The sequence below is a fragment of the Kitasatospora sp. NPDC002965 genome (genome assembly GCF_040611255.1).
In the GTDB taxonomy this organism is placed as follows: domain Bacteria; phylum Actinomycetota; class Actinomycetes; order Streptomycetales; family Streptomycetaceae; genus Kitasatospora.
In genome coordinates this window covers 100,188-125,367 of the sequence record NZ_JBEXNT010000008.1, presented here as the reverse complement: position 1 = coordinate 125,367, position 25,180 = coordinate 100,188, and the positions used below count along the sequence as shown (strand labels likewise).

The following is a 25,180-nucleotide window of genomic DNA, read 5'->3' as shown; positions in this document are numbered from 1 at the left end:
CCCCGGCCGCCCCCCCCCCCCCGGGGGCCCCCCCTCCGGACCCCCCCCCCCCCCCCCCCGCTGGCCCCGGGGGCGCCCCGGGCCCGGGCCCCGCGACAACGGAAGGCGCAGCGCCGTGCTGGACCTCCCGAAGACGGGGACGGACAGGCGCCATCTGCGGTCGGTGCCGGAAACGGCCGAACCCACCAACTGAACGGCGCGTTCCCATGACGGGCCAGGTGCACCCGCGGTCGACAGGTGGTCCGAGCCGGAGGTGCCGCGGTTCCCGGTTTGTTCGAATGCGGTGCGCGGGTAGTCACGGAACGGATCCCCGGAACCGTCGTCCGGGTTCCCGGGGCGGACGGGCTCGCCCGTCGGCCCCATGGCCTTCGAGGAACAGCGAGGACACCGCGTGGACCCGACCGTCCGCCCCCTGCTCCGGCACCCTCGGCCACCCGGCGTCGACACCCTGCGCCACACCGCGCGGCGCGGCCTCGACGCGATCCCCGATCCGCGCCACCGCGCGATGATCGCGAGCGTCCTGGCCTCCGGCCTGGTCGAGCAGATGATCGCCCGCACCGATTCCTTCGCCGCGCCGCCCGCCGACCTCGCCCAGGCCGCCGCCGACGCCGGTCTGCTCACCGCCGAACTGGCGGCCTTCGGCGTCGACCTCCCGGCCGCCACGGTCCGCAACATCACGCAGATGCGCGCCCTGATGGTGCCGATCGCCGACGACGCACTGGCCCTCGCCGTCGACCGTATCTGGGTGTTCTGCACCAACGCCGACGACGTGTGCTGCCACGATCCGGACGAGGCGGCGGCCATGCTGCGCGCCGGCCTGCTGCCCGAGGCGCTCCCGGCCTCGCCGAACACCCGTTACGTCCGGCACATGTTCCACGAGATCGCGCCGTTCTGCGAGCCGACCTTCCTCGCCGTCTTCAAGACGTTCTTCCACAACGCGCTCATCGGCGTGCTGATGGAGGCGGAGTTCGATCCGGAGGCGTCCGACGGGGTGGACAGCGACTACGTCCGCGTCTTCAACGGGTTCTCACAATTCTGGTTCTCCACCCTGCAGTTCACCGACCCCTGCCTGGCCGCCCACCGAGACCGGGTGTTCTGGGCGGCGGCGATGAGCTCGTGCGTCGCGTTCCTCAACGATGTCAACGACGTGCTGTCCTGCTACAAGGAGGCCGTGCACGGCGCGGACTTCGCCGTCAGCCGGGTGTACCGGCAGGCGGTGCGCGAGGACATCCCCTACCTCACCGCCTACCGCCGCACCCTCGACGGCGGCCTGGCCGCCCACCGCCGGATCACGGGCCTCGCCACCGAGGAGCAACGCCCCTACCTCGACCGGTACATGACCGGCTACGCCTACTGGCACCTGCACTGCCGCCGCTACCGCTGGCAGGACGTCTACCCCGACCTCCTCCCGCTCGACGGAGCGTGATCCCACTCTCATCGCCTGCCGTACCGGCACGTTGGCGGGGTAGAGCGAGTGCGTGCTCCCGGGGCCGGCGGAGTTCACCCCCCTACACCTCGTACGGGCTGCAGCGGTTTCCCTACGCGATCACGAGATGCTCCGGGCTGGGCGGAAGCACGGTGAGCATGCGCGCACTGTTCGGGAACTACAAGGTGCGTCCGCTCCTCCCCCGACTCCAGCCCCGCGAGACGCCGTCGCCGGCCTCAACCTGGCAGGGCTCGATGCCCGCCGATGGGGGGCGACAACCATTCACGGTTGCAGTGTCTGCGACCGGCCCATCGAACAGGGTGGGCTCCATCAGGTACGGATCTCCCTGCGGGTGGCTACCGATGCTCCTGCCCTCCTGGTCAACGCCTACTCGGCAGCATGCGTTGCTGATCTTCCCCACGGAGCCGAGGACTACGTGCGGGTCCCACACGGGCGGCCGCGTCGACCGGCCGGCGTCCGGCTGGGACTGATCCGCCAGGGCTCGTCCCAGCGATCATCTGGAGGGTGACCCCGGTGATACCTTGACCGGAAATCGTGGGGCAGGGGGCACGTGGATGGAGAGTGACCGGCGGCATGCCGCTGTCGTGGCGCTCGTCGAGCTCGGGCGAAGCCAGGACTACCGTGACCGGGCGGATGCCGGTCACGGCCTGGCGGGCTTCGCCGAGATGGAGGAGGCCCAGGGGCCGTTGCTGGAGCTCGTGCTCGACCCGGGTGACACCTTCGTCACGCAGGTGACTGCGGTAGCCGTGCTCCGGCGAAGGGACCGGATCGGGCTGACGATCGTCGCCTCCGCACTGGCGGTCGCCAACGCGAATCACGGCGACTGGATCCACACCGCGATCCGCGATGTGTTCGGCATCTACTTCGAAGAGCGAGACAGTGCGATGCAGTTGTGCGAGGAGATACTGGAGGACTCTGACGACCGTGTTGCCCTGGGGGCCCGTCGGCTGCACGAAGCCCTGACCGCGATCGACCCCGTTCTTCGCCCCGCATAGAACGGTGGTGAACGCTGTCGTGCGCAGGTGCGCGACAGAGACGACGGCCGGTCCTGTCGCCACCAGGTGGACCTGCGCGCGGGGTGGGCGGCGTAGAGGTAGCGCCGGACCGACATCGACCCGATCGCGGCCAGGGCCGCTCACGAGGCCCGCGTCCAGCTTGGTTCTGCCCGGCAGACCACGGTCTGAGTCAGCGTTGGACCGAGGCTCCCGGGCCGTCTCCTGCGGATCATCGGGTGGCCCCCGATGACGCCGGCCGAAAGCCCGGTCCACTAGCGTGACCGCTCGGCGGCCGGGCGGCGATGGCGCTTGTGTACGGCGCGCCGATCTCAGCATTCATTTCTGCCTGAAGAGGATCACGACCTTGGCTTCCAAGTCCCGCATAGCCGTCTTCGTCGTCAGCGCCGGCCTGGCGCTCACCGTCGGCGTACCCGGCGCCGCCGCCGGCGACCGCCCGGAAGTGAACCCGGGGACCTTCGTTCTGGTCAGCGGTTCCAGTCCGCACTGCCTGGAGGTCGCAGGCTGGAGCACGGACAACGGCGCGCCCGTCCAGCAGTGGTCCTGCCACGGCGGTAACAACCAGAGCTGGCGGGCGCCGGGTGGTGGTCAGTTGGTCAACCAGCACACCGGCAAGTGTCTGGAGATCGGCGGCTGGAGTACGGCGAGCGGCGCCCTCGCCCAGCAGTGGGAATGCAACGGCGGTGCCAACCAGAAATGGGAGTGGTCCCGTGTCACGAGCGGCGGAGAGATCCTGCGCAACGTCTGGAGCGGCAAGTGCCTGGACGTCCCCGGCGGCGTGTCCCTCTGGGGCCCGGGGTACTTCAACGGCGTCCGTATGCAGCAGTGGGACTGCTGGAACGGGAAGAACCAGCAGTGGTTCGTCTTCACGCCGGGCTCCCGTAGTCCCGTCGACTACTAGGAGTCGCCTTCGACGCTGATCAAGTGATGAGAAATCATGCTGGTCATGGTGCGTCGTCATGAGCTCCGGATGCCGCACGGTCTGTGCTGTCGCGGTTCCCGCCCTCTTCGGGGGTGGCGGGGCGACCGCGGTCGGATGACCGGATGCTGCGCTGAACGGGTGCGCGGAGCAAGGACCGCGGCGAAGCCCTCCAGCAGCGGGGCGGCCACCTTCAGAGGGACGGCACCGGTGGCTCCGGGAGCTCCTTGGGGCCGACGGCGGCCGTCGGGGGTTGAGGATCAGGTCGGCCAGCGCCGCGATCTCGGGGAAGGACCCCACATCGGGCGGCTCCAACGCTCCCGGCCGGTCTCCCCGCACCCGCTGGAAGGGCCCGAGGTGATGGCCCCTCGGGCCCAGCCCCTCGCTGGGCGTCGGGGCGCGGCCGGTGGATCACCGCCGCCCCCGACGATCGGCACGCAGGACGTCCCGGCCGGCAACTCCTCGAACAACCACAGCTTCTCCGTCCGGCCCGTGCCGGCCACCCGAAGCGGGTGGCCGACACCGAAGAGGATGTCGCGGGGCCGATCCAGGGTGCCGGTCAGGCAGGCCACCGGGTCCGGCACGCTGCCCGGGCCCGACAGTGCTCCCGGGGAATTGCTGCCGGAGCATCGGGGTGACGTGTGGAGTAGAGGGTGGGCGGCCGGGGGATCTGTGGACTGCCCGGGTACCGGTGCGGGGTCGGTCTGTGTTCCGCCCGGTGCCCTACCTCAAGGATGTGCGCGTGAGCGGCACCCCAGCAGAACAGGAAGATCTCCGATGAGAGTGGTCCAGCCCGGTCTGGAACTGTGGAGTGAACAAAACCAGACCGGCGATGCCGTGCCGGTACCCGCGTCTGCGGGAGGAACCGTGGCGCTACCGGTGCCGTTCGGGGCTGCCGGTGCCGCCAACAACACCGACCTCGACGCCGAGCTGTACACCTCCCCGGACACATCCGGGGACCCCGTCGCGACCGTCGGCGCGCGGAGCAAGACCAACTTCGGCACACGACACCATGTGGCGTCGGTCAACTTCGTCGAGCCCTGACCAGCACAGAGCGAGGCGACCAGGCGGCGGCCTGCGCCCTTCGGGAGCGGACCGGGTGGGGCAGCGATCGAATCGCTGCCCCACCCGCTGGCCGCCCCACCCAGAACGAACACCTGAAGCTCCACCCGGACACGGCCCGCTTCCACCGGGCCCTGGTGTGCCGGAACGCGGACCGGATGAGCCGCCCGTGGACAACCGGGCCGCAGACTAGGCGTTGAAGCGACTTCACCACATCCGGGGCCTGGCCTTGGAGGAGCCTGAGCACGACCACTCGGTACTCACCGCCCAGGCCGACCACCAGAAGTGGCCGCGGATCGCCGAACGGTGGAACACCCTCCACTGGTCCGCTTCCGGCAGACCTGCAGCGGTTGTTCTCCGACAGGTGAGCTTGACCGATTGCCAGGTGACGTTCCCCGCCCCGTGCACTGCTTGGGCGCTACCAGAGCTCGGCGAAGGTGACCGAGACGTTCTCCTCGTGGATCGCAATGTAGTCCGATCCGTCGACCGACTCGGTGTAGTTGTGATTCGAGGCTCCGACCCCGATGGTTCGCTGCTGAGCGGTGCTTTCGAAGGCGAAGTTGTCGTCAGCGTGAGTGGGGGTCATGAGGGCTGCTGACACTGCGCCGGCGACCACGATGAGGATCGGCAGTCGGGAAGTCGTCGGGTTGATCACGACGGTGGAGGCCGGCCGCTACCGCGCGGCAGCCACACCACCGGCGCCCCGTCGAAGCCTGGAACGGTCGGGTGGCAGGATCAGAATTTTCCTCCCTCGCACCGTTGCCCGCGAGGGGAGCGCCTACTTGGTCGGCCACCACCTGCATGCACCAGACTCCGCCCGGCCGAGCCGGGCGTACGACAGGCCGGGTCGGCGTGGCCCTGCTCGCCGCGCAGGGCGAGAGCCGCGGCGCGGGTGCGCTCGACCAGTTCACGACCTGGCGCGTCGTGGCGAGGTCCAGGTGGCGGGTGAGTTCGCGGACGGCCCTGTGGTCGTCGTCGGTCAGGGTGTGGAGTCCGGCGCGGGCCCGGGCGGTGTAGAGGGGGTCGGCGGCCGCTCCGGCGAGCTGGCGGTACGCGGCGTCGGCCCTCTGCTCGGTGTCCTGGGCGGCCTCGCGAGCGCGGGCGGCGACTGGGGCGAGAACGGACGAGAACCTGCACCCGGGCGGCGGCAAGGGCGGTCTCGGGACGTGCGCTGACGCGGGTAGCACCGCGCCCGGCACCGATGGCGGCTCGCCGAAGTACACCAGCAGCGAAACCGGTGACACCAGCCACGGGACCGGCGGCCTCGCCACCGCCCCCAGGATCCCGGCACGAGTCTGGCCGACACCCGGGGCACCAGCGGCCACGGCAATGGCAATGGCAATGGCAACGACAACGGTTCGCACGGGTTCGTAGCCGTCAGCTGGACCGCCGACTGAGCCCAGCCCGCAGACGGACCCCGTCAACGGCCGCCCGCGAGTCGAACCCGTGCGGTGACAAGGAAGAACCGGCCAGACACGGCGGGCGCGGCTGGCCGACTCCGCCGAGCCCGACCAGGAGCAGCACAAGACCGCCAGGATGGTCGTCGCCTCCGGAAGCAGCCCCGCTCCCGTGCGGTGGGAGTGGCGATCCGGGCCGGGTGTCAGGAGAGGGGGTAGGTGATCGCCACCCCGGCCAGTTCGGTGCCGTTATGGTCGAGGACCACCGCGTGCGCGTGGTAATCGCCGGACGGAACGTCCTTGGTGGTGGAGGAGACCTGCGCCGCCACGGTGTAGGGGCCCGGCGCGGCGGGGGCGAGGGAAGCCGAGTCCTTGTGGATGGTGATGTTGCCGTACTTCACCGTCACATCGAATGTGCCGCCGGTGATTTCTCGCTCCAGGGTGCCGGTCAGGGTGACCGCGATGTCCTCGCCCTTGGCCGGCGTCTCGGGGGCCAGGGTGACCTGGTCGACGCGGAAGTCGTTGTCGGCGGGTCCCGTGCTGTTCCAGACGGTCATGAGGTATTTCGCTCCCGGGAGTTGATGGTCGTTCACTGGCACGAGCACCGTACTGGGACGAGAAGAGCGGGCGGTGCCTCACAGGGCGAAGGCGCCGAGATACCCCCGAACCGGTGACGGAACGCCAGTTCGGGCAGGGTGGTACGAAGCCCCGCACGCCCGGGCCGCAGAGTGCTCACCGAGATGGCCGCCCGTCCCCCGGAGACGGCCAGGGCGGGCAAACAGCGGGCGGACGGCCGGACGTGGGCGGAATTCTCACCCGACCTGGGACAGTCCTCACCCAACCCGCGATACCGCTCTCTCGTCTTGCGGAACGGCTCGCCACGTACCCCCTTTGGCCAAGGTGACGATCCCGGGCACCGGCAGGACCCTGCGCCCGGCGAAGGCCGGCATAGAGCGCTCACCGGCCGTCGATCGCCTTGAGGACCGCCTCGTGGAGGAGTAGGGGCCGAGTGGGTCGTCGTCGCCGCGTGCCGCTTGCCTGGGCCGATGTTCTGTCGGCGGGGGTGGCTGTGGTGTCCGTGGCCGTGTCGGCGCCGGTGTGTGTGTCGGCGGGCTCGGTCTTGCAGGTGAGGTCGTCGTCCCGCTAGGCGGGCTGGGCGCTCATCCCCACCACTCCATCTCTGGTCTGCGCTTCCCCGGCACCGGGCCGGGCCTGTGGTCTCCGACGGTAGCCGCCTCGGGGCCGGCCGTGTAATTCGCGAACGGCGGCCGGGCCCGACCGCCGGGGGGCGGATACACCTGTTGCAGGTATGCCTTCATGACGGTGTGGGCGGCCTGTTCGGGGGTGTCATGCAGAAAGAATTGTTGGGTGGCAGGGTGGCCGAGGAAGTAGGCCTCGTACACCGCGACCCAGCGGGCCGGGCCGACGACGCCGCGCTCGACCCAGCCCACCGTGTGGCCCTCCGCCGTCACCAGTCACACGTCCGGTTGCACGGTCCAGCCGAGCGGCTGCCAGTAGTCGCCGAAGACGGCCGGGTCGAGCGGTCGGTGGGCGTCGTTGTCGGGCAGGCCGCGCAGGACCGGGTCGCGAGGCACCGTCACCAGGCCGGGCGCGGCCGCACGAGGGCCGATCCACCCGGAGGTCCGGGGGGTCGGGCGGGCACCGTCTGCGGGTCGCGCGGCGGTGGCCCGCGGTGTGAGACGGGCGCTTCGGAGGGGCGTCGAGGGCCTCGCTCCGCTCGCGGTGGAAGCGGGGCCGGCCGAGGCCTGCGAGCAGCGGCTCAGCCCGGCCGTCGACCAGGTGCGGCACCGCGATCCAACCACCCGAGCCCCACAGGCCGTCGGCGAGCGGCGCGGCCCAGCCGACACGGGTGCCGTGGTGGTGCAGCTGGTGAACGCCGGCGGCCTCCCGGCGTGGACCAGGACGACGTCGTCCAGCCCGGTCCGAAGGAGAGGGCGAGGTCGTCGGTGCGGTCCGGGGTGCCGAAGCGGCGTACCGGATCGGAGGTGGCGCGCAGCACCGCGTCCGGCTGCAGGTCGCTGTCGTCCGGGTGGGCGAGCGTGGGTGCGGGGGCCGGACGGGCCGGTGCGGGCACACGGTGTGCGTGGCCGCGCGCGGTTCCGGCGGCGGAGTTCGGCTGCGATCAGCGGCGGGTAGAGCTGTGCGTGTCCAACGACCGGAAGGGAACGCAGTGGGCGAGAACGAGCGGCTCAAGTCGCTGATCATCAGCGCGGCGCAGGAGCTGTGGGACGACAAGGAGGCGCTGGGGACGTTCCTCGACGTGGTGCGGCGCGGCGACGGGTGGACGCAGCTGGCCGACGAGCTGGAGAAGAACCGGCCGGCGAACGCCACGGTCTACGGCGTGAAGAGCGCCGAGTTCCAGGCGTAGCCGTCCGGCCCGGTGGCCCGCCGCTCCCCTCCCGGGAGTGGCGGGCCGCTGCTGTGACCTGTGGGGTCAGCTGCGGTCGTCCGGCGCCGCGGCGGCTGTCAGGCCGCCGGGGCCGCGCTCGGTGCGTGGGTGAGGTCGTAGGCGCTCTCCGCGTGCAGGTGGACGTCGACGCCTTCCTGCTCCACCTCTGGGCGGACCCGCAGGCCCATCGTCTTGTCGAGCGCCTTGGCGATCAGCCAGGTCACACAGAAGGAGTACGCCAGTACGGACAGGGCCCCCATCGCCTGCTTGCCGAGGAGTGAGAGGCCGCCGCCGTAGAGCAGGCCGTCGACGGCGTTGGGGGCGTCCGCCGTGGCCAGGACGCCGACCAGCAGGGTGCCGGTGATGCCTCCGACGAGGTGGATACCCACGACATCGAGGGAGTCGTCGTAGCCGAACCTGTACTTCAGGCCGACAGCAAGAGCGCACACCGCGCCGCCGATGGCGCCGAGCGCGAGAGCGCCGAGCGGGGAGACCGCACCGCAGGACGGCGTGATCGCGACGAGGCCGGCGATCGCACCGGACGCGGCGCCGAGGCTGGTGGGGTGGCCGTAGCGGAGCTTCTCGACGAGGAGCCAGCCGAGCATCGCGGAACAGGTGGCGATGAAGGTGTTCAGCACGGCGACGGAGGCGGTGTTGCCGGAGGTCAGCGCGGAGCCGCCGTTGAAACCGAACCAGCCGAACCACAGCAGGCCCGCGCCGAGCATCACCAGGGGGAGGTTGTGCGGCCGCGCCTGCCCCCCCTTCTTCTGCCAGCCGATGCGTCTGCCGAGGACGAGTATCACGGCCAGGGCCGCGGCGCCCGAGTTGATGTGGACGGCCGTACCGCCGGCGAAGTCGACCGCGCCGAGCCTGTTGACGATCCAGCCGCCGACGACGTCCTTCCCGTCGAAGGCGAACACCCAGTGGGCGACGGGCAGGTAGACCAGCGTCACCCAGATGCCGGTGAAGGCCATCCAGGCGCCGAACTTGATGCGGTCGGCGATCGCGCCACAGATCAGGGCCGCGGTGAGGGCCGCGAAGAGGGCCTGGAAGGCGACGAAGACGGAAAGCGGGATGACGGCGTCCGGGTCGTCCGCCGTCACCCCGCTCAGGCCGACGTACTCGGTGACGTCACCGAGGATCCCGGCGCCGCCGATCGAATCACCGAAGGAGGCCGAGAAGCCGTAGAGCACCCAGATGCAGCCCACCAGGGCCACTGACCCGAAGGTCATCATGATCATGTTGAGGATGCTCTTGGCGGCGACCATGCCCCCGTAGAAGAGCGCAAGGCCCGGCACCATCAGACAGACGAGTGCCGTGCTCGCGAGCATCCAAGCGGTACTTCCGGTGTCCATGCGCACGCTCCCAGAGAAGTCCAGCAGAAGGAAACTGAGTTTCACCGCAGTAGACACGGGACGCGTTACGAATCTCTCCGCGGCCGATTAAGGCCGGGTTTCAGTGCTGGGGGCTGTCCCCGAAGGCCGTCACCGCCAGGAATTGGATGGGGAGTTCGGCCAGCCGCTCCGGACCGTGCGGGGCCTCGCCGTCGAACTGGAGGGCATCACCGGGGCGCAGGGTGTAGGTGGACTTCCCGTGGCCGTAGACCATGACACCTTCGAGCATGTAGATGATCTCGGTTCCGGCGTGCTGGAAGAGCGGGAAGACCTCGCTGGACTCGGTGAGGGTGACCAGCAGGGCGTCCATGCGCTTGTGAGCGCCCCGCAGGGAGCCGAGCTGGGCGTACTCGTGGCCGATGCGGGTGCCGCGCCGGACAATGCGGGCGCCGTGCCCGGCGGGGACGAAGACGGCCTCGCGTTCGTCGTCCATGCCGCGGAAGAGGGCGGTGACCGGGACGTCGAGACCGCGCGCGAGCCGGGAGAGCGTGGTGAGGCTGCACGCGGTCTGAGCGTTCTCGATCTTCGACAGCATGGCCTTGGAAATGCCGACCCGCCGCGCCATCTCACCGACCGACAGACCGGCCGCCTGCCGGTACCCGCGGGCCCGGATCGCGATGATGCGCTCCAGGGCCGTGTCGTCGGAGTCCGCTGCGGGTTCGGTGTGCTCGGCGCGCTCTGTCACCGACGCATCCTATTCTGTTCGAACCCCTATGCCCTGCGGTCCAGGCGGAAGCGGGGGTGGGGCCGTGCGCGGCCGGTGGCGAGGTCGGCGGCCATCTCGCCGATGACCGGGGCGAACTTCGCGCCGTGGCCGGAGCACGCGGAAACGATGACGAAGGGGCCGTGGCGGTCGAGGACGAACTCGTCGTCAACGGTGGTGGTGTAGAGGCAGGTCGTCCCGGCGACCGGGTCGGGGTCGAGGCCCGGGAGCCGGTCATGGACGAATGCGCTCACACGGATCCGCGACGACGGGTCGACGATGCCGGTACGGGTGGTTGCCGTGGTGGGGGTGCCGCGGTCGTGTTCGGCGACCTTGACCGCGGGGAGGGCACCGCCGTCGGCGCCGGAGGGCAGGCCGAAGACCTGCATAGACGCGTCCTTGCAAACCAGGACCGGCCAGGCCACGGACGGCTCCCGTTGCCGGAAGTGGAAGACCTGCTGCTGGGTCACCTTGAGCGGCGGCAGCGTGACGGGCAGTTCGAGGCCGGGCAGCCACGCACCGGCGGCTACGACCACGGTGTCGCAGGTGAGCTCACGTCCGTCGTCCGTACGCAGCACCACCGCGCCCGGTACGTCGATGCCCGTGACGCGTACGCCGGGCCAGATGTCCGCACCGTGCTCGGTCGCCCTGCGCACACACGCCGCGACGGTCCCGTCGGCGTCGATGACACCCGCGTCCGGGTGGTACAGCGCCGGGCCTGTGAAGCGGATGTAGGGCCAGCGTTCCGCGGCGGCCGGCGCACCGAGTACCTCGCAGCGCACTCCGGCCGCGCCCAGCACGGTGGCCAGGCTCTCCAGGTCACGTCGCTCCCCGAAGTCGAGGCCACCGGTGGTGCGCAGCAGTGGAGTTGCGCTGTCGTGCTCCAGTTCGCACCACTTCTCGGCCGCCTTGCCGGTCAGGCCGACGTAAAAGGGGTCGGCGTAGGCGCGTCGGAAGATCCGGGAGCTGCCGTGTGAACTGCCGTGCCGGTGGCCGATGTCGTACGCCTCGATCAGGGTGACCTCGTGGCCGCGGCGGGCCAGTTGCCAGGCGGTGGCGGCACCCATCAGGCCTGCGCCGACGACGGCGATCACAGGCCCTCCCCGGGGATCCACCGGGTGCCGACGAGCGGGACGCGGGCCATGGCGGCGGACTCGATGGTGAGGGCGACCAGGTCCTCGGGTTCGAGGTGGAGGAGGTGTGCCTTGCCGCAGGCGCGGGCGAGGGTCTGGGCCTCCATCGTCATCACGCGGAGGTAGTTCGCGAGTCGCCGACCGGCCTCCACGGGGTCGAGGCGGGCGGAGAGTTCCTCGTCCTGGGTGGAGATGCCGGCGGGGTCGCGGCCGTCCTGGTAGTCGTCGTAGTAGCCTGCGGCGGAGCCGAGCCGACGGTACTCGGCGTCGTACTTCGGGTGGTTGTCGCCCAGGGCGATCAGGGCGGCCGTGCCGATGGCGACGGCGTCCGCGCCCAGGGCGAGCGCCTTCGCCAGGTCGGCGCCGCTGCGGATGCCGCCGGAGACGATCAGCTGGACCTCACGGTGGGCACCCAACTCCTGCAGTGCCCGTACGGCTTGGGGCAGGGCGGCCAGGGTGGGGATGCCGACGTGTTCGATGAAGACGTCCTGAGTGGCGGCCGTGCCGCCCTGCATGCCGTCCACGACGACGACATCGGCACCGGCCTGGACCGCGAGCCTGACGTCGTAGTACGTCCGGGCCGCGCCCACCTTCACGTAGACCGGCTTCTCCCAGTCGGTGATCTCGCGCAGTTCGAGGATCTTGATGGCGAGGTCGTCGGGGCCGGTCCAGTCGGGGTGGCGGCAAGCGCTGCGCTGGTCGATGCCGACGGGCAGCGTCCGCATGCCGGCGACCCGTTCGGTGACCTTCTGACCGAGCAGCATGCCCCCGCCGCCGGGCTTGGCGCCTTGGCCGAGGACGACTTCGATGGCGTCGGCGGCGCGCAGGTCGTCGGGGTTCATACCGTACCGGGACGGCAGGTACTGGTAGACGAGGTGCTGGGAATGGCCGCGTTCCTCCGGGGTCATGCCGCCGTCACCGGTGGTCGTCGAGGTGCCCACCTCGCTGGCCCCACGGCCGAGCGCCTCCTTGGCCTGGGCGGACAACGCCCCGAAGCTCATGCCGGCGATGGTGACGGGTGTCTTCAGCCGCAGCGGGTGCGAGGCGTGCCGGGTGCCGAGGGCGACGTCCGTGCCACAGCTCTCGCGGTAGCCCTCCAGCGGATAGCGGGACATGGACGCGCCGAGCAGCAGTAGATCGTCGAAGTGCGGAACTCTGCGCTTGGCGCCTCCGCCGCGGATGGCGTAGACGCCGGTCTCGGCGGCACGCTGGATGGCGTGGATGGTGGCGCGATCGAAGGTCGCGGACTCGCGAAGGCCGTGTGATGCGGGTTCCATGCTTCCTCGAACTCCCTCAGTAGGATGACGTGTTGTCGACCTTGAAGTGATAAAGCTCGCGGGCCGATCCGTACCGGCGGAAGTCGGCCGGATCCTCGCCCCGCCCGGCCGCACTGAGCAACTCGGCCAGCTCGGCGTGGTGTTCGGGCCGCATCTCCTTCTCCACACAGTCCGCGCCCAGTGACCTGACCGTCCCGCGGACGTAGATGCGCGCCTCGTAGAGGGAGTCTCCCAGGGCGTCTCCCGCGTCGCCGCAGACCACCAACCGCCCGGCCTGGCCCATGAACGCGCTCATGTGGCCGACGTTTCCGCCCACCACGATGTCCACACCCTTCATGGAGATCCCGCACCGGGCGGAGGCGTCCTCGTCGATCACCAGGAGGCCGCCGTGGGCGGTCGCGCCGGCGGACTGGGAGGCGTTGCCACGCACACGCACCGTGCCGGACATCATGTTCTCGGCGACGCCGGTCCCGGCGTTCCCGTGGACGGTGACGGTGGCCCGCTGGTTCATTCCCGCGCAGTAGTAACCGACGTGGCCTTCGACGTCCACGACGAGTTCCTCCCGGATTCCGCAGGCCACGGCGTGGGCGCCACGCGGATTGAGGATGCGCCAGGCCGTGGCCGAGGGCGTGTGCAGAGCCCGGTTGAGCTCGCGCACCGGGGTCTGGGCCAGATCGATCAGCGTTGCCATACGTACACCTCTTCCGGCTCGGGTTCGAAGATGCGGGCGTTCTCGATGCCCGGCAGGACGTCCAGGGCCCGGTACTCGGAGGCCATCGCGACCCACCCGTCGGTCTCGGCGACGAGGGCCGGCTTGCAGGCGATGGCGTCGCGGACGACGGCGAAGGAGTCGCTCGTGGACACCAGCAGGGTGTAGAAGCCGTCGAACCGCTCGCACAGCAGCCGCAGCGCCCTCTCCAGATCGGCGCCTTCCGAGAGCTGGTGCGCGATGAAGCGGGCACCGACCTCGGAGTCGTTCTCGCTGTCGAACTCCATGCCTCGGGAACGCAGTTCACGGCGAATGGTGGCGTGGTTGGCGAAGGAGCCGTTGTGCACCAGGCACTGGCCGGGGCTGACCGAGAACGGGTGGGCCCCCTCGGGCGTCACGGCGGACTCGGTGGCCATCCGGGTGTGGCCGACGCCCTGCCGGCCGGTGACCGACGCGAGCCCGAAGGACTCGGCCAGTTCCACGGGGTTCCCGGTGCCTTTGAGTACGGCCATTCCAATGCCGGAGCCGATGACGGTCGCCCGCGGCAGCGCGTCCGCGACGGCCGCGAGCAGCCCGGCGACGGGGAGGTCCGCGTGAACGACGGTGGTGGCGTCGGCCGCGAGGGCCACGGCGCCCGGCAGCGCGGCCCGCGCGTCGGCCGGCGTGACGCCGAGCAGCGAGACGACGGCCCGTCCCGGCGGGGACAGGCGCGGGTCACCGTAGACCGCGACACCGGCCGAGTCCCGCCCGCGTTCGACGACCTGCCCCAGCATCGCGGTCAGGAGCTCACCGAGCCGAGGTTCGAGCGAGGGCTCACGCAGATGGAGCCCCACGATTCCGCACATCTCAAATCCCTTCAGAGAACGGCGAAGCGGACGACGTTCGGGGACCGGTCAGAAGGCCGTCAGATAGCGGTCGAGCTCCCAGGGGCCGACCGTGGCGTGCCAGTCGAAGAACTCCTCGCGCTTGAGATCGGCGAAGTACCGGCTCACGCCGCTCCCGGCCACGTCCAGGGCGCCGCTGACCACTTCATCGGCCTGGAGCGCCTCCACGGCGTGCAGCAGGGTCGGCGGGAGCTCGGGCCCCTTCCCGCCCGCGCCCGGCTCGCCGGGGTCGAGGCCTCGGTCGATGCCGTCGAGGCCGGCGGCCAGGGCGACTGCGGCGGCAAGGTAGGGATTGGCAGCGCCGTCCCCGCCGCGCAGCTCGATGCGATTGCCGTCGGGGATCCGCACGAAGCGGGTGCGGTCGTTACCGCCGTACCCCGCGATGCGCGGTGACCAGCTGGCACCCGAGCGGGTGGCCACCGCGCCGGTGCGCTTGTAGGAGTTGACCGTCGGCGCGATGACGGCCTGCAGGGCCCGCGCGTGCTCGACGATCCCGGCGACGAAGGAGTAGGCGAGCGGAGAGAGGCCGAGGCCACGCCCGTCGGTGGCGTCGGGGAACGCGGGGTCGTCACCCCGCCAGAGCGACAGGTGCAGGTGCATGCCGGTGCCGGTACGGTCGGCGAACGGCTTCGGCATGAACGTGGCGGTCATGCCGCGCTGTTCGGCCAGGACCGACACCAGGTACCGCATGGTGATGACCCGGTCGGCGGTGGTGAGGGCGTCGGCATGCCGGAAGTTCTGCTCGAACTGTCCGTTGCCGTCCTCGTGGTCGTTGGCGTAGTTGCCCCAGCCGAGGGCGTTCATGGCCGAGGACACGGCGGTGAGATGGTCGTACATCCGGGTCAGTCCGTGTGCGTCATAGCAGGGCCGGGCGGCCGTGTCCCTGGCATCGGCGACGCTCAGCACGCCGTGCGCGTCCCGGCTCACCAGGAAGTACTCGACCTCCGCCCCCACCGAGAGGGACAGCCCCCGCCCCGCGGCCCGCTCCACCAGCCTGCGCAGGATGACCCGCGGAGCGTACGGCCAGGGCTCCCCCTCCACATGCGGATCGCAGTGGACCAGGGCCAGACCGGGCTTGACGAACGGAACGGGCGTGTAGGAGGAGGCATCCGGCCGTGCGACGACATCGGGATCGCCGGGCTGCTGGCCGAGCGCACCGGCCGCGTATCCGGCGAAACCGACGCCCGCGTCCCGGAGTTCCTCCACGGCCTGGGACGGGACGAGCTTGGCGCACGGCTTTCCGGTCAGGTCCACGAAGACGGCAAGGACGAATTCGATGCCGTCGGCGCGAACCAACTCGGCGAGATCGGGGATGGCGGTCGCCATGAATCCCTCCCAGGATGTCTACTGCAGTGATCCATCGTTGCCTATCAGTAGACGCACATGGCGTTACCGGGGGATTTCCACCGTGGAAGCTCCTGGTAAGCCCAACGCCGGCTCAGGAGTCCGTCGCGGCGAGACCCACGACCGTCCTGGGCACGGTCGTTGCGAAAAGCCGTGCCCGACAGGCAAACGCACAGGCGCAGCGGGCCGGCCGGGTCTGGAGGCCGATCAGCGGGACCTGCTCGCGGGGGTCGGCATCGAGGAGGACCCCGAGCTGGTGGCCGCCAAGGCCCCGCCGCCGAGACGAAGCCGAAGGTCTCCCGCACCGACCGGTTCGCCCAAGGCCCGGCCGCCCTGGCGGCCTTCGTCGAGCAGCACGGCCACCCACGGGTCCCACGCCCGCACAAGCAGCGTCTCCGTGTCGCACTTTGCCCTGGGCACCTGGCTCGACAACCAGAAGAGCCAGGCGGGCGAAGCTGACCCCGGGCCGGCTCGCGCAGCTCGCCGATCACGGCGCGGAGCGGGCGGTGTGTGGGCGCCGGTCGTGACGGAAGTGGCCGTCGGCGGCCGGCCTGGGGCTGTTCCGTGCAGCCCCAGGCCGGCCGCCAGGCGGAAGCACCAAGACGAATGCGACGAGGAGCTGCACAGAGGGCATCTGTGCCTGCGGCTCCGAGAGCGCCTTGCGGGGAGGCGGTCTCCCAGGGGCACAGCTGTGTCTGGGGACGGGCGGTGGTGCCTCGGGACGCCGTCGGCGCGCCGTTGCCGGCGGCCCCGAGGAGATCAGGAGGCTCTTCGCCCGGCGGTGACGAACAGCGCGGCCGCGCCGGGTGCCCGCCGCGCCACTCCCCGCGAGGCGACCGGACCGGAGTAGCCTGAAGCCGTCGGCTGCCCTGTCAGCGAGCCCCGGTCACCAGCGGTGCTCGAGGCGCTTCTTTCCGGAGGTGTCGTGGCTTCCCCCCGAGCACTGGCCCTGACTCTCTGCCTCGGCCTTGTGGCGCTCGGCAGCGCCGGCTGCGGAAGCGAGAGCCCGCCCGCTCCGGTGGCGCCGAAGGTGGCGGCCTCCGCCGCCGAGGCCGGCGGCATGGACGCACTCATCCGGGCGGCGCAGCAGGAAGGGGCTCTGACCGCCACCACGCTGCTGCGGCACTGGGCGAACTACGGGGGTCTGATCGACGGGTTCGAGGAGAAGTACGGGATCAAGGTCACCGTCGACAATCCCAACGGCGACAGTCAGAACGAGATCGACGACATGAAGCGCTACCGCGGCCAGGATCGGGCGCCCGACGTGCTCGACCTCGGGGACTCCTTCGCCGTAGCAGCCGCCGAGGAGGGTCTGCTGGCGCCTTACCGGGTCGCCGCCTACGGGCAGATCGCGGAGAACCAGAAGGACCCGCAGGCCCGCTGGTACAACAGCTACGGCGGCTATGTGTCCATCGGCTGCGACGCGGCCCGCGTGAGGACCTGTCCGACCTCCTTCGCCGATCTGCTGAAACCGGAGTACAACGGCATGGTCGCGCTGAACGGCGGCAACCCCAACACCGCCGGATCGGCCTTCGCCGGCGTCTACGCCGCGGCCCTCGCCAACAACGGCTCGTTCGACGACATCCAGCCGGGCATCGACTACTTCGGCCGGCTCGCCGCCGTGGGCAACTACAACACCGGCAACCCCGTACCGGAGTCGATCGTCAAAGGCGAGACGCCGATCTCCATCGACTGGGACTACCTCAACCTCCAGCACGTCGACGCCCTGCGCGGCCAAGGGGTGGACTGGAGGGTCGCCATCCCCTTCGACGGCAGCTTCTCCCAGTACTACGCCCAGGCGATCAACAAGGACGCCCCCCACCCGGCGGCGGCCCGGCTGTGGGAGGAGTACCTCGCCAGCCCCGAGGGTCAGAACCTGCGACTCGTGGGCTACGCCCGCCCGGCCCAGATGGACGCCATGGCCAAGAACGACACCCTCGACACGAACCTCGCCGCCAGGCTGCCCACCGTGGAGGGCACACCCCACTTCCCCAACCCGGCACAGCTGGAACAGGCCCGCAAAGTCGTCAAGGAGAACTGGGACAAGACCGTCCCGCCGAAGCCCGTCCCGTCCTCCTGACGGCGCAGCCGTCCCTGCCGGGTGCGGGTAGACCGGAGCGCACAGCGGTCATTGGGCCTTCCAACTGCCCCCTCGGCGCGGAGGGCGGGGCCGCGTCCGCCTGTCGCCGGACCGTAGAAGGCCTCGTTGCGTTCCTCTCCTCGGATCCGCGACGCCTGTTGAAGGCGGCGCGGATCCGGCTGGTGGTGTCGTCGAGCGTCCTTGGCCTGGCGGTAACTCCGAGTGGTTGCGGCCCGGGCTGAAGCAGGAGGCGTCACACCGCCAGGACGTGTGGTTCCCGCCCCGCCCCGCTCCGGCGTTGCGGGCGCTGCGTGGCCGGTCTCAGCCGACGGGAGCGGTGAGGCGGTGGAACGCCTGCCGGAGGGACGCCCGGCCGGATTCGGGGCCGGCGGCGCCGTCCGGCGCCCCACGGCCCACCGGGGAGTCTCGGGCGGGCGGCTCCTGTCCCGGTGCGCCGTCGATCGCCCCGCTCTTCGGCCGAACTGTGACGAGAACGACAGCCGGTGGGGCTGGCCCCGGCGGGTCGCCGAGCGGTTTCCTGTCGCCATGACCGATTCCGGGCCATTGGCCCGGATTATCCGGATTCCCGGGGCGTGACACATGAAACCGGTTCGTGCCAATACTTCCGCAGCTGTCTACCTGCGCTGCTACCCCTTCGACCCAGGCGGGATGGGACCCCACCTCCACGCACTGCGGCACCTCGCGAACGAGCTCAGGTTCACGCCTTTGGCCGTGTTCCTCGACAACGGCCACCGCTCCCGGGGCCCGCTTCCCGCCCTCCAGCGTCTGATCGGGCTGCTGACCGCGGGCGCCTTCCGCGCGGTGCTCGTCCCCGGCCCGTTCGTCTTCTCCCTCTCCGACCTCGAAGCGCGCTCGATCTGGTCCCAACTCACCAGTTCGGGAAACCGTGTGATCGAACTCCCGGCGTCTGCGCTGATCGCCCAGTGGGGGTGGGGACGGTGATCACGAGCTCGGACCCGGCCTGGACCCGCTGGGTGGGGCGCACGGTCGACCTGCCCGACGCCGGCCCCGGAATCGTCCGCATGGCCCGGCGCGAGATCGCCGCGGACGTGCTGTGGGCCGTGGACACACGCGGGACCGTACACCGGATCACCCGGCACCACACACCCCCGGGCCCATGCGCCCACGCCGCCCACCCACCGGCCGCCCGCCCACCCGCGCACGCGCCACCCGCCGAACCCGGCCCGTAGAGCCGCCTCGCACCCGAGGCACCGCACCGGGCACCGGCTGTCCCTGCCGTGGAAGACACGGATCACCAGGACACCGGCGGAGAAGGCCACACTCGTGGTGGGCGGCTTCGACGACGAGAACGACGACCAGGGTGAGGTGCCCGGCGAGCTGGACGCCGCACTGGAGTGGGCCCGCGCCGGGCGTGCATCCTCCAGCAGTCCCTCATCCGAAGCGCAGGCGGTTCCAGGTCGCCCCGGACGGCCCCCGGGACTCCCGGTTCTGAACAGCACGGAAGACCGCCACCCCGCGCGGGTGGCGGCCTTCCGTGTGTCCGGGGGCGGCCGGCATGCGTGTCCGGCCGCCCCTGCGAACGGTGCCGCTCCGGCCCATCGCCCACGGGGGGTGTTTGGGCGCCGGGTGTGGAGCGGGGCATCGCCGCGCGTCCTGGTCGGGCGCTCTGCCGGGTTCAACGACCGGACACGTCCCCGGTCACCGCGGCGGCGGCGACGGCCTGGGTGGGTCTGCCGTCAGAGTCGTGCGATGAGGACGGCGGCATTGTCCGCGGGGGCGGTGGGGAGCGCGTGTGCGTGCCGGATGGCGTTCTCGACCAGGCGTTCAGCGGCGTCGTGGGGTTCGCCTGCCAGGTAGAAGTTGACCCCGGGACAGCTCGCGCAACTCGCCGAACACGGCGTGGAGTGGCCATCACGAGTGATGTACGGGATTCCCGGGACATTCACCTGGACGGGGTTCGTCCTCGTACAGGGCGCGGGTCTCGGCCCTTGTGGATGCGCATCGAGCGGCCCAGGCCGCGGGCGAGGTCGGGCAGCTTCTTGGAGCCGAACAGCAGCATGATCACTGCGACGACGAGGAGCAGGGGTTCGAGGGCGTTGCGGAGAACGGTCGGTCACCGGGTCCTTCCGGGTGGGGCGGAGGCCGGGGGTGGCCGGCACCGATGGACCGGTGCCGGCCGGGCACTGACAGAACCACTCAGCCCGTCAGTGCCCGGAGTTCTCCGGGGTCGCGCGGGCTTTCGGCCAGGGCGGCCGGCCCTTGAGCGACTGCAGGTGGTACGGGGTCGGAGGCACCCTGTCCCGCCCCCCTGAGGATCCCTCCGGCGAGCCGGCCCTGCCCGCTGCCGGGCCGAGAGGGTGAGGTGGCCGGCGTGGGACCGCGGTCACCCGGTGGTCCGCGGCGGCCGCGGGTCAGGCCGAGTACCCGAGCGAGGTTGCGGTGAGCACGATGGGGCTGATGACGTTCTCGCCCTTGTCGTTGATCCAGGTGGCGGTCAGCTTAGCCCGGACACCGGGGCCGGTGTCGGCCTCCAGCTTGAGGAAGGTACGTGGCGCATCGGTGTGGGCCACGAGGCCTGGAGCGGTCAGGGACGTGTGATGTCGTCCAGCAGGCTGACGACGAACTCCCACAGGTCATAGTTGCGCAGCTGGTTGTCGTTGTTCTTCAGCGCACGGGAGACGTGGACGTCGCCGCTGAGCAGGACGCAGCCCTTGATGTTGTTGGTCCTGACCTGGACCACTTCGCCGGCGCGCACCACCGTGTCCTGTATCGGGGCCCGCGCCCGAGCATCGGGGGGATCACCGGCTGCCGGCGCAAGACGGGCGCCCGCTACGACCGGGTCTTCGACAAGGAGCGCGAGCCGGTCCGGACGACCGTCGCGGACTGGCGCGTGGTCGTCGCGGACGACCTTGACCTGACCCAGGACGCCGCCGATGCCGGCGACAAGGAAGCCGCCGGGGCCGCCTCCCAGGTCGTGGACATCCTGCGGATGGGCCGGGCGGTGAACATGCCTGGTCGCTTCGGTGCGTCCCGACATCGGGGTGCGGTGGTCCCGCTGTTCATCGACACCTTCACGCCCGTTGTCCTGGAGCCGGTGGCCCAGAACACCGCGGGCACCTGGCTGTCGCCCGCACCGCAGCGCCGCTCACCGATCATCTACACCGGTCCCGGCAGCCGGGCCCGCAGGCCGGCGTCACCGCGACCCGGCCGGGCCCGGACGGAGCAGAACGGCGTGGTCCGCGATGTCCAGGAGCGCCACGTCGGCCCCGACCAGGCGCGGGCCACGGCCGAGGAACCGGAGCTGTGGACCTGAACGGCCGGAACGTCCTCAGCGGCGCTTGCCGCCGGGGCGGCCGGTGTGTACGTCCGGCCGCCCCGGCAAACGGTGCCGTGCTCGGGCCCGACCCCCACGGGGGTGTCCGTGTATCGGATGTGGAGCAAGGCATCGCCACGCGCCCCGACCGGGGCGCTCTGCCCGGTTCAACGACCGATGGCGGCCCCGGTCACCGCAGCGGCGGCGACGGTCTGGACGGGAATCCGGACGGCCGGACGCCGACGGGGGCGGCCTCCGGGGGGCCGGTCAGCGTTTCACGGGCTCACCGAACGTCCAGCCCCCGATGGCGGCCACGGGGCCGTACGAGGGCTGGGCGTGCGGGTGCCGGTGCGGAGGCGCGTCGTACCCTTGGGGCGGGGCGAGACGCGGAGCGGGTGAACGCGATGGAGCGACACGTCACCGAGGAGCCGCCGCAGGTCATGACCTGCGGCGAGTGCCGGCAGCTGGCCGGATGGCCGACGTGCTGGCCTGCGGGTGGGGGTGATCACCTTGAGGGGCTGCCGTTCGTGTGGCCGGGTGGCGGGGTCTGCCTCAGCTTCCGCACCGTGAGGGCGAGTTGCAGGCGCAGCCGTCCTTGGGGGGAGTGCAGGTCCCAGCCGAGCAGGTGTTCGGCCTGGGTGAGGCGTTGCTGCAGCGTCGAGTGGTGCACCGTCAGTTCGGTGGCTGCGGATCGCAGACTGGGAGAGTTCGCGATGGCGTGGAGTGTCGCGGCGATCCAAGGGGCCTCCGTGATGGCGTGCTCCAGTGCCAGGACGTCGGGGACGGGTGGCGTGTCCGGACCGACCGCGGCGGCGAGCAGGGTCAGCGCGCCCAGTTCCTCGGCGTACACCGTGCGCGGGCCCGGGTCCTGTACTGTCCCCTCGGCCGTCAGCCGCAGGGCGGTCCGCGCGGCGGCCCAGGACTGCGGCAGCTCCGCCAGATCGACGGCCGGCCCTACTCCGGCTCGCCGCCCGTCCGGCGGCGGCCGGCCGGCCTCTGCCGCGGATTGGATCAGCGCGCCGCCGCCGTACAGTGCCACTGCTCGCACCCGCTGGGTGGTGCGCAGTCCCAGTTGGGCTGCCGCGTGCAGGCGGGCGGCGGGTGGGGAGGAGGGGTCCAGCAGGACTTCGACGAGCGCGGGGTCGTCGGCGGGTGTAGCGGTGGGTGCCCGGCCGCGTGTGCGGTCGATGACCGCCCGTATGGCGGTGGTCGCGCGTTCCAGGACCATGGCGTGCACGCCGTCGGGTGGCCCCGGGCGTTCGAGCCAGAGGGCGGCGGCGCTGTCGGGGTCCGCCGGGGGCTCGGCCGCGCGCGGGCCGACGGCCGCAGGCGGGGTTGCGGTGCTGTTGCCCGTGGTCGAGGGGTCGTTCGGTTCCAGGGGTGTGCGGGGCCAGGCCGGGTCGGCGGGGCCGAGGACGTCGTTGCGCCGTCCGTCGGGTTCGACGCGGACGCGGACACCGCGCCGTACGTCGACGAGCCGGGCGGGCGAGCCGGACAGGACCGCGGCACCGCGTACCAGGGACTCCAGGCCCGCGCGGGCCTCCATCAGGCGGTCGAAGTACGCGATCACCCGCAGCGCGGCACCAGCGTCGGCGTCGAGCGCCGCGAGCCTGCCTGCCAGCTCCTTCACGGTTACCATCCTCCGGCCCCGGGCCGCTGCTGCCAAATGTCGTGAGTGCCTCCCGCATCCTGGAGGGTCGGGCCTCGTGCGTCGGTCGGTGGTCCCGGGCGATCGGGTGTGCCGGGTCGGGCGCCGGGGTCCGCCGGGCCTCACGCCCAGGGTGGCCCCGGGCGGTCATAGGCGGGGTTGTCTGCCCGGGGTCCCGGGCCGGTGCGCGGGTCAGGCGTTGAGGATTCGCCGCAGCCAGCGCAGCCGGGGGGCTCCCGCGTCCTGCGACAGCTGGGCCTGCGGCGCAAGCCCGTCGAAGCCGTGGAATCCTCCGGGCCAGACATGGAGCTCGGCGCTCCCGCCGGCCTGCCACAGGCGGTCGGCGTAGGAGATGTCCTCGTCGCGGAAGGTCTCGGCGGAACCGACGTCGATGAAGGCGGCGGGGAGATCGGACAGGTCGGTGGCCCGGGCGGGCGCCGCGTACGGCGAGACGTCCGGCCCGCCACGGGCACGGCCGAGCAGTGCGGTCCAGCCCGCCTCGTTGGCGGCACGGTCCCACACCCCGAGCCCGGCCATCTGGTGTGCCGAGACCGTGTCGTTGCGGTCGTCCAGCATCGGGCCCAGCAGCATCTGGCCCAGCAGCGCCGGTCCGCCACGGTCCCTGGCCAGGAGCGCGAGTGCCGCGGTGAGGCCCCCGCCGGCGCTGACGCCGGCGATCACGATCCGCTCGGGATCGATCCCGAGCTCCGCCGCGTGCGCGGCCGTCCAGACCAGACCCGCGTAGCAGTCCTCGACCGGCGCCGGATGCGGATGCTCCGGAGCCAACCGGTACTCCACGGACACCACGACCAGACCCAGTTCCGCGGCCCATTCGAGCATCATGTCCATGCCCAGACGATTGTTGCCGAGCATCATCCCGCCGCCGTGCGTGTAGTAGACGGCCGGCCGCGAACCTTCCAGGCCTGCCGGGCGGCCGATCAGCAAGGAGACGTCCGGCGCCCCGGCCGGCCCCGGAACAGTCCTGTCCTCGACCTCGAAAGCCCCGTCCCGGGTGAGGGCCTCGACGGAGAGACCGTGAGCGTTGACGGCCTCGCGGAATTCAGCGAGGGGCGTGCCGACCTGAGGAATCAGCTCGGCGACGAGTTCGAGCGCGGCCGCCAGCTCCGGATCGAACGGGACGGGTGGGAGAATTCCCTCGGCATCGGCCGCGGTCGCCGGGGTCGTCGGGGTCGTCGGATCGGCTGTCATGGCCACTCCTCGTGCTCACGGCCACGCCTGTGTGACCAGTGCGTCCATCGTGCCGACGGGGGTGCGGGCCGGGCACTCGCCGTTCGGCGGAGATCACCCGCCGAACGGCGGGCCGGCACCGACAGGCCACGCCCTGGCCCCATGCGGGGGCGCCGATGCCACCAGGCCCTCCTCGCCGCCGGGCCGGATCGCCACCGGAACGTACCGGGGGCGACCCGCACGACCGCAGACCGTCGCACAAGGACACCCACTCATGGCACCACCACGCCCGGACTCACCGCCACCCTCTCGCTGACGTCCGCCTTCGCGCTCACCACCCCGGCCTGCGCTCCGACAGCGGGCCCCCGAGTCGGCCCGGACCGGGGCCGGGGCTGGCGTTCCGATGATCGCCGGGGAGCAGCAGGCCGCGTTCGAGCCGGGAGGCGCGGCCGGCACCCGCCGGACGCTCACCACACTGCGGTGGTGCCTACGGGCTCACGCGAGAGCGAGGTCGCCGATCCGCGCCCGGTACGTCTCGTTGTCGCTGTACGGCTCGACGGGCCGGCCGTGCCACTTTGGGTCGTCCGCGTCGTCGTAGATGCCGAGGTCCATCATCTTCGCCGGCCAGCGCGGCACATCGACCAGCAGCACCTGATCGCGCACGGCGTCGTCCGCGCGCAGCCAGCCGGCGGCGAGGGGGATGTCGTGAACGCGCCGGAACAGGTCGGCGCTCAGGCCGGTGGCGATATCCACCCCGCCGGGCACCGAGGCCGGCGCGATGAGGCAGCCGCGGCCGTTGTGGCGGTGGCGGCCTGGGCGCGGACGTGGAGGTAGACGCGGACCGGGTCCGGAAGGGCGACCCTGTCGACGCCGTCCCACATCGGGTGCGCACGCAGCAACCGCTCACCGTCGGAGTGCCCGTCCGTGCCCACCGCGGAGGAGTCCGACACCCACAGCACCGCCGCCTTCCCCACCGCCACCCGTACCCCGCACGCATCACAGAGCTCCGACGCGTCGCCGGGCCCGACCCCCGCGGTCTCCTTGGAGCGATCCACACCGCCGGTCTCATAGCGGGTGGCCAGGCCACGCCATTGCTTCAACCGGTTGAAGCAGCGTTCGACGACGTTGCGGAGCCGGTAGATCCGTCGGTCGAAACCAGGTGGTCGGCCCCCGTGCGAACCTCGGTTGAGACGGTTCAGTGCCTGGTCGACGCGTTCGGGGATGGTGTGGCGGATGCCCCGTCTGCGCAGATAGGCGCGGATCTTGCGGGAGCCGTA

Annotated in this window: 24 protein-coding genes and 1 pseudogene; 8 read left to right on the top strand and 17 right to left on the bottom strand. The window is 71.4% G+C overall.

The window, feature by feature from the left end:
* Positions 1-391: 391 nt before the first annotated feature.
* The 4 genes from ABZY91_RS06085 to ABZY91_RS06070 all read left to right on the top strand — a co-directional run bounded on the left by ABZY91_RS06085 (position 392) and on the right by ABZY91_RS06070 (position 4,423).
* Positions 392-1,426, top strand: coding sequence for a hypothetical protein (locus tag ABZY91_RS06085; protein WP_355400133.1), 1,035 nt, complete (start codon positions 392-394; stop codon positions 1,424-1,426).
* 605 nt (positions 1,427-2,031) lie between these two features.
* On the top strand, positions 2,032-2,442 hold the full coding sequence (locus ABZY91_RS06080; protein ID WP_355400131.1) for a hypothetical protein: 411 nt from the start codon (positions 2,032-2,034) through the stop codon (positions 2,440-2,442).
* A 364-nt stretch (positions 2,443-2,806) separates the two neighbouring features.
* Positions 2,807-3,361 (top strand): RICIN domain-containing protein, encoded by a 555-nt coding sequence (locus ABZY91_RS06075; protein WP_355400129.1) that lies wholly within the window; start codon positions 2,807-2,809, stop codon positions 3,359-3,361.
* A 795-nt stretch (positions 3,362-4,156) separates the two neighbouring features.
* Positions 4,157-4,423 carry a hypothetical protein gene (locus ABZY91_RS06070; RefSeq protein WP_355400127.1) on the top strand — a complete coding sequence of 89 codons (267 nt, stop codon included), beginning with the start codon at positions 4,157-4,159 and terminating at the stop codon, positions 4,421-4,423.
* Between the two features lie 436 nt (positions 4,424-4,859).
* On the opposite strand, the gene ABZY91_RS06065 is transcribed toward ABZY91_RS06070, so the two are convergent.
* The 3 genes from ABZY91_RS06065 to ABZY91_RS06055 all read right to left on the bottom strand — a co-directional run bounded on the left by ABZY91_RS06065 (position 4,860) and on the right by ABZY91_RS06055 (position 7,289).
* On the bottom strand, positions 4,860-5,027 hold the full coding sequence (locus ABZY91_RS06065; RefSeq protein WP_355400125.1) for a hypothetical protein: 168 nt from the start codon (positions 5,025-5,027) through the stop codon (positions 4,860-4,862).
* A gap of 1,014 nt (positions 5,028-6,041) precedes the next feature.
* Complete coding sequence (locus ABZY91_RS06060) at positions 6,042-6,395, bottom strand: ML domain-containing protein (protein WP_355400123.1); 354 nt, start codon at positions 6,393-6,395, stop codon at positions 6,042-6,044.
* A gap of 603 nt (positions 6,396-6,998) precedes the next feature.
* A complete protein-coding gene (locus ABZY91_RS06055; protein WP_355400121.1) occupies positions 6,999-7,289 on the bottom strand; it encodes a hypothetical protein in 291 nt (96 codons plus the stop codon).
* A 740-nt stretch (positions 7,290-8,029) separates the two neighbouring features.
* Between ABZY91_RS06055 and ABZY91_RS06050 the strand changes: the two genes are divergently transcribed.
* Positions 8,030-8,227: a hypothetical protein gene (locus ABZY91_RS06050; RefSeq protein ID WP_355400119.1), complete on the top strand. Its 198-nt coding sequence runs from the start codon at positions 8,030-8,032 to the stop codon at positions 8,225-8,227.
* A gap of 98 nt (positions 8,228-8,325) precedes the next feature.
* Here ABZY91_RS06050 and ABZY91_RS06045 read toward each other — a convergent pair whose 3' ends face one another.
* The 7 genes from ABZY91_RS06045 to glnT all read right to left on the bottom strand — a co-directional run bounded on the left by ABZY91_RS06045 (position 8,326) and on the right by glnT (position 15,674).
* A complete protein-coding gene (locus tag ABZY91_RS06045; RefSeq protein WP_355400117.1) occupies positions 8,326-9,603 on the bottom strand; it encodes an ammonium transporter in 1,278 nt (425 codons plus the stop codon).
* A gap of 100 nt (positions 9,604-9,703) precedes the next feature.
* On the bottom strand, positions 9,704-10,327 hold the full coding sequence (locus ABZY91_RS06040) for an XRE family transcriptional regulator (protein WP_355400115.1): 624 nt from the start codon (positions 10,325-10,327) through the stop codon (positions 9,704-9,706).
* Positions 10,328-10,353: 26 nt separating this feature from the next.
* On the bottom strand, positions 10,354-11,439 hold the full coding sequence (locus tag ABZY91_RS06035) for an FAD-dependent oxidoreductase (RefSeq protein ID WP_355400113.1): 1,086 nt from the start codon (positions 11,437-11,439) through the stop codon (positions 10,354-10,356).
* Complete coding sequence (locus tag ABZY91_RS06030) at positions 11,436-12,755, bottom strand: FMN-binding glutamate synthase family protein (RefSeq protein ID WP_329875486.1); 1,320 nt, start codon at positions 12,753-12,755, stop codon at positions 11,436-11,438. Before ABZY91_RS06030 ends, ABZY91_RS06035 begins: the two co-directional genes overlap by 4 nt.
* 16 nt (positions 12,756-12,771) lie before the next feature.
* The gene (locus tag ABZY91_RS06025; RefSeq protein ID WP_355400111.1) at positions 12,772-13,446 is read right to left on the bottom strand and encodes a glutamate synthase; all 675 of its coding nucleotides are present in this window, start codon (positions 13,444-13,446) and stop codon (positions 12,772-12,774) included.
* Positions 13,434-14,309, bottom strand: a complete 876-nt coding sequence (locus ABZY91_RS06020; RefSeq protein WP_355400109.1) for a glutamine amidotransferase — start codon at positions 14,307-14,309, stop codon at positions 13,434-13,436. The genes ABZY91_RS06025 and ABZY91_RS06020 overlap by 13 nt, the downstream gene beginning before the upstream one ends.
* 48 nt (positions 14,310-14,357) lie before the next feature.
* Entirely contained in the window at positions 14,358-15,674 is a 1,317-nt protein-coding gene (gene glnT / locus ABZY91_RS06015; protein ID WP_355400107.1) for a type III glutamate--ammonia ligase, read from the bottom strand.
* A 943-nt stretch (positions 15,675-16,617) separates the two neighbouring features.
* Here glnT and ABZY91_RS06010 point away from each other — a divergent pair.
* Positions 16,618-17,772, top strand: coding sequence for an extracellular solute-binding protein (locus tag ABZY91_RS06010; RefSeq protein ID WP_355400106.1), 1,155 nt, complete (start codon positions 16,618-16,620; stop codon positions 17,770-17,772).
* A 669-nt stretch (positions 17,773-18,441) separates the two neighbouring features.
* Positions 18,442-18,735 (top strand): hypothetical protein, encoded by a 294-nt coding sequence (locus ABZY91_RS06005; protein ID WP_355400104.1) that lies wholly within the window; start codon positions 18,442-18,444, stop codon positions 18,733-18,735.
* Between the two features lie 961 nt (positions 18,736-19,696).
* Here ABZY91_RS06005 and ABZY91_RS06000 read toward each other — a convergent pair.
* The 3 genes from ABZY91_RS06000 to ABZY91_RS05990 form a co-directional block, all read right to left on the bottom strand.
* Positions 19,697-19,813, bottom strand: coding sequence for a twin-arginine translocase TatA/TatE family subunit (locus ABZY91_RS06000; RefSeq protein WP_355400155.1), 117 nt, complete (start codon positions 19,811-19,813; stop codon positions 19,697-19,699).
* Positions 19,814-20,165: 352 nt separating this feature from the next.
* On the bottom strand, positions 20,166-20,324 hold the full coding sequence (locus ABZY91_RS05995; protein WP_355400102.1) for a hypothetical protein: 159 nt from the start codon (positions 20,322-20,324) through the stop codon (positions 20,166-20,168).
* Positions 20,325-20,338: 14 nt separating this feature from the next.
* Positions 20,339-20,509 (bottom strand): hypothetical protein, encoded by a 171-nt coding sequence (locus ABZY91_RS05990; protein WP_355400100.1) that lies wholly within the window; start codon positions 20,507-20,509, stop codon positions 20,339-20,341.
* Positions 20,510-20,644: 135 nt separating this feature from the next.
* Here ABZY91_RS05990 and ABZY91_RS05985 point away from each other — a divergent pair, with 135 nt between their 5' ends.
* Positions 20,645-21,067: a hypothetical protein gene (locus ABZY91_RS05985; RefSeq protein WP_355400099.1), complete on the top strand. Its 423-nt coding sequence runs from the start codon at positions 20,645-20,647 to the stop codon at positions 21,065-21,067.
* Between the two features lie 505 nt (positions 21,068-21,572).
* Here the strand turns inward: ABZY91_RS05985 and ABZY91_RS05980 are convergent.
* From ABZY91_RS05980 to ABZY91_RS05965, 4 genes and pseudogenes are all read right to left on the bottom strand, one after another.
* On the bottom strand, positions 21,573-22,697 hold the full coding sequence (locus tag ABZY91_RS05980; RefSeq protein ID WP_355400097.1) for a helix-turn-helix domain-containing protein: 1,125 nt from the start codon (positions 22,695-22,697) through the stop codon (positions 21,573-21,575).
* A gap of 210 nt (positions 22,698-22,907) precedes the next feature.
* The gene (locus tag ABZY91_RS05975) at positions 22,908-23,924 is read right to left on the bottom strand and encodes an alpha/beta hydrolase (protein ID WP_355400095.1); all 1,017 of its coding nucleotides are present in this window, start codon (positions 23,922-23,924) and stop codon (positions 22,908-22,910) included.
* 474 nt (positions 23,925-24,398) lie between these two features.
* Positions 24,399-24,656: a hypothetical protein gene (locus ABZY91_RS05970; protein WP_355400093.1), complete on the bottom strand. Its 258-nt coding sequence runs from the start codon at positions 24,654-24,656 to the stop codon at positions 24,399-24,401.
* A 311-nt stretch (positions 24,657-24,967) separates the two neighbouring features.
* Positions 24,968-25,180, bottom strand: a pseudogene (locus ABZY91_RS05965) (transposase); the annotation flags it as partial.

Coding starts and splice junctions, on each gene's coding strand:
- ABZY91_RS06070 (WP_355400127.1), top strand. CDS start 4,157: ATGAGAGTGGTCCAGCCCGGTCTGGAACTGTGGAGTGAACAAAACCAG.
- ABZY91_RS06065 (WP_355400125.1), bottom strand. CDS start 5,027: ATGACCCCCACTCACGCTGACGACAACTTCGCCTTCGAAAGCACCGCT.
- ABZY91_RS06060 (WP_355400123.1), bottom strand. CDS start 6,395: ATGACCGTCTGGAACAGCACGGGACCCGCCGACAACGACTTCCGCGTC.
- ABZY91_RS06045 (WP_355400117.1), bottom strand. CDS start 9,603: ATGGACACCGGAAGTACCGCTTGGATGCTCGCGAGCACGGCACTCGTC.
- ABZY91_RS06030 (WP_329875486.1), bottom strand. CDS start 12,755: ATGGAACCCGCATCACACGGCCTTCGCGAGTCCGCGACCTTCGATCGC.
- ABZY91_RS06025 (WP_355400111.1), bottom strand. CDS start 13,446: ATGGCAACGCTGATCGATCTGGCCCAGACCCCGGTGCGCGAGCTCAAC.
- ABZY91_RS06020 (WP_355400109.1), bottom strand. CDS start 14,309: ATGTGCGGAATCGTGGGGCTCCATCTGCGTGAGCCCTCGCTCGAACCT.
- glnT (WP_355400107.1), bottom strand. CDS start 15,674: ATGGCGACCGCCATCCCCGATCTCGCCGAGTTGGTTCGCGCCGACGGC.
- ABZY91_RS06005 (WP_355400104.1), top strand. CDS start 18,442: ATGGGACCCCACCTCCACGCACTGCGGCACCTCGCGAACGAGCTCAGG.
- ABZY91_RS06000 (WP_355400155.1), bottom strand. CDS start 19,813: ATGCTGCTGTTCGGCTCCAAGAAGCTGCCCGACCTCGCCCGCGGCCTG.
- ABZY91_RS05975 (WP_355400095.1), bottom strand. CDS start 23,924: ATGACAGCCGATCCGACGACCCCGACGACCCCGGCGACCGCGGCCGAT.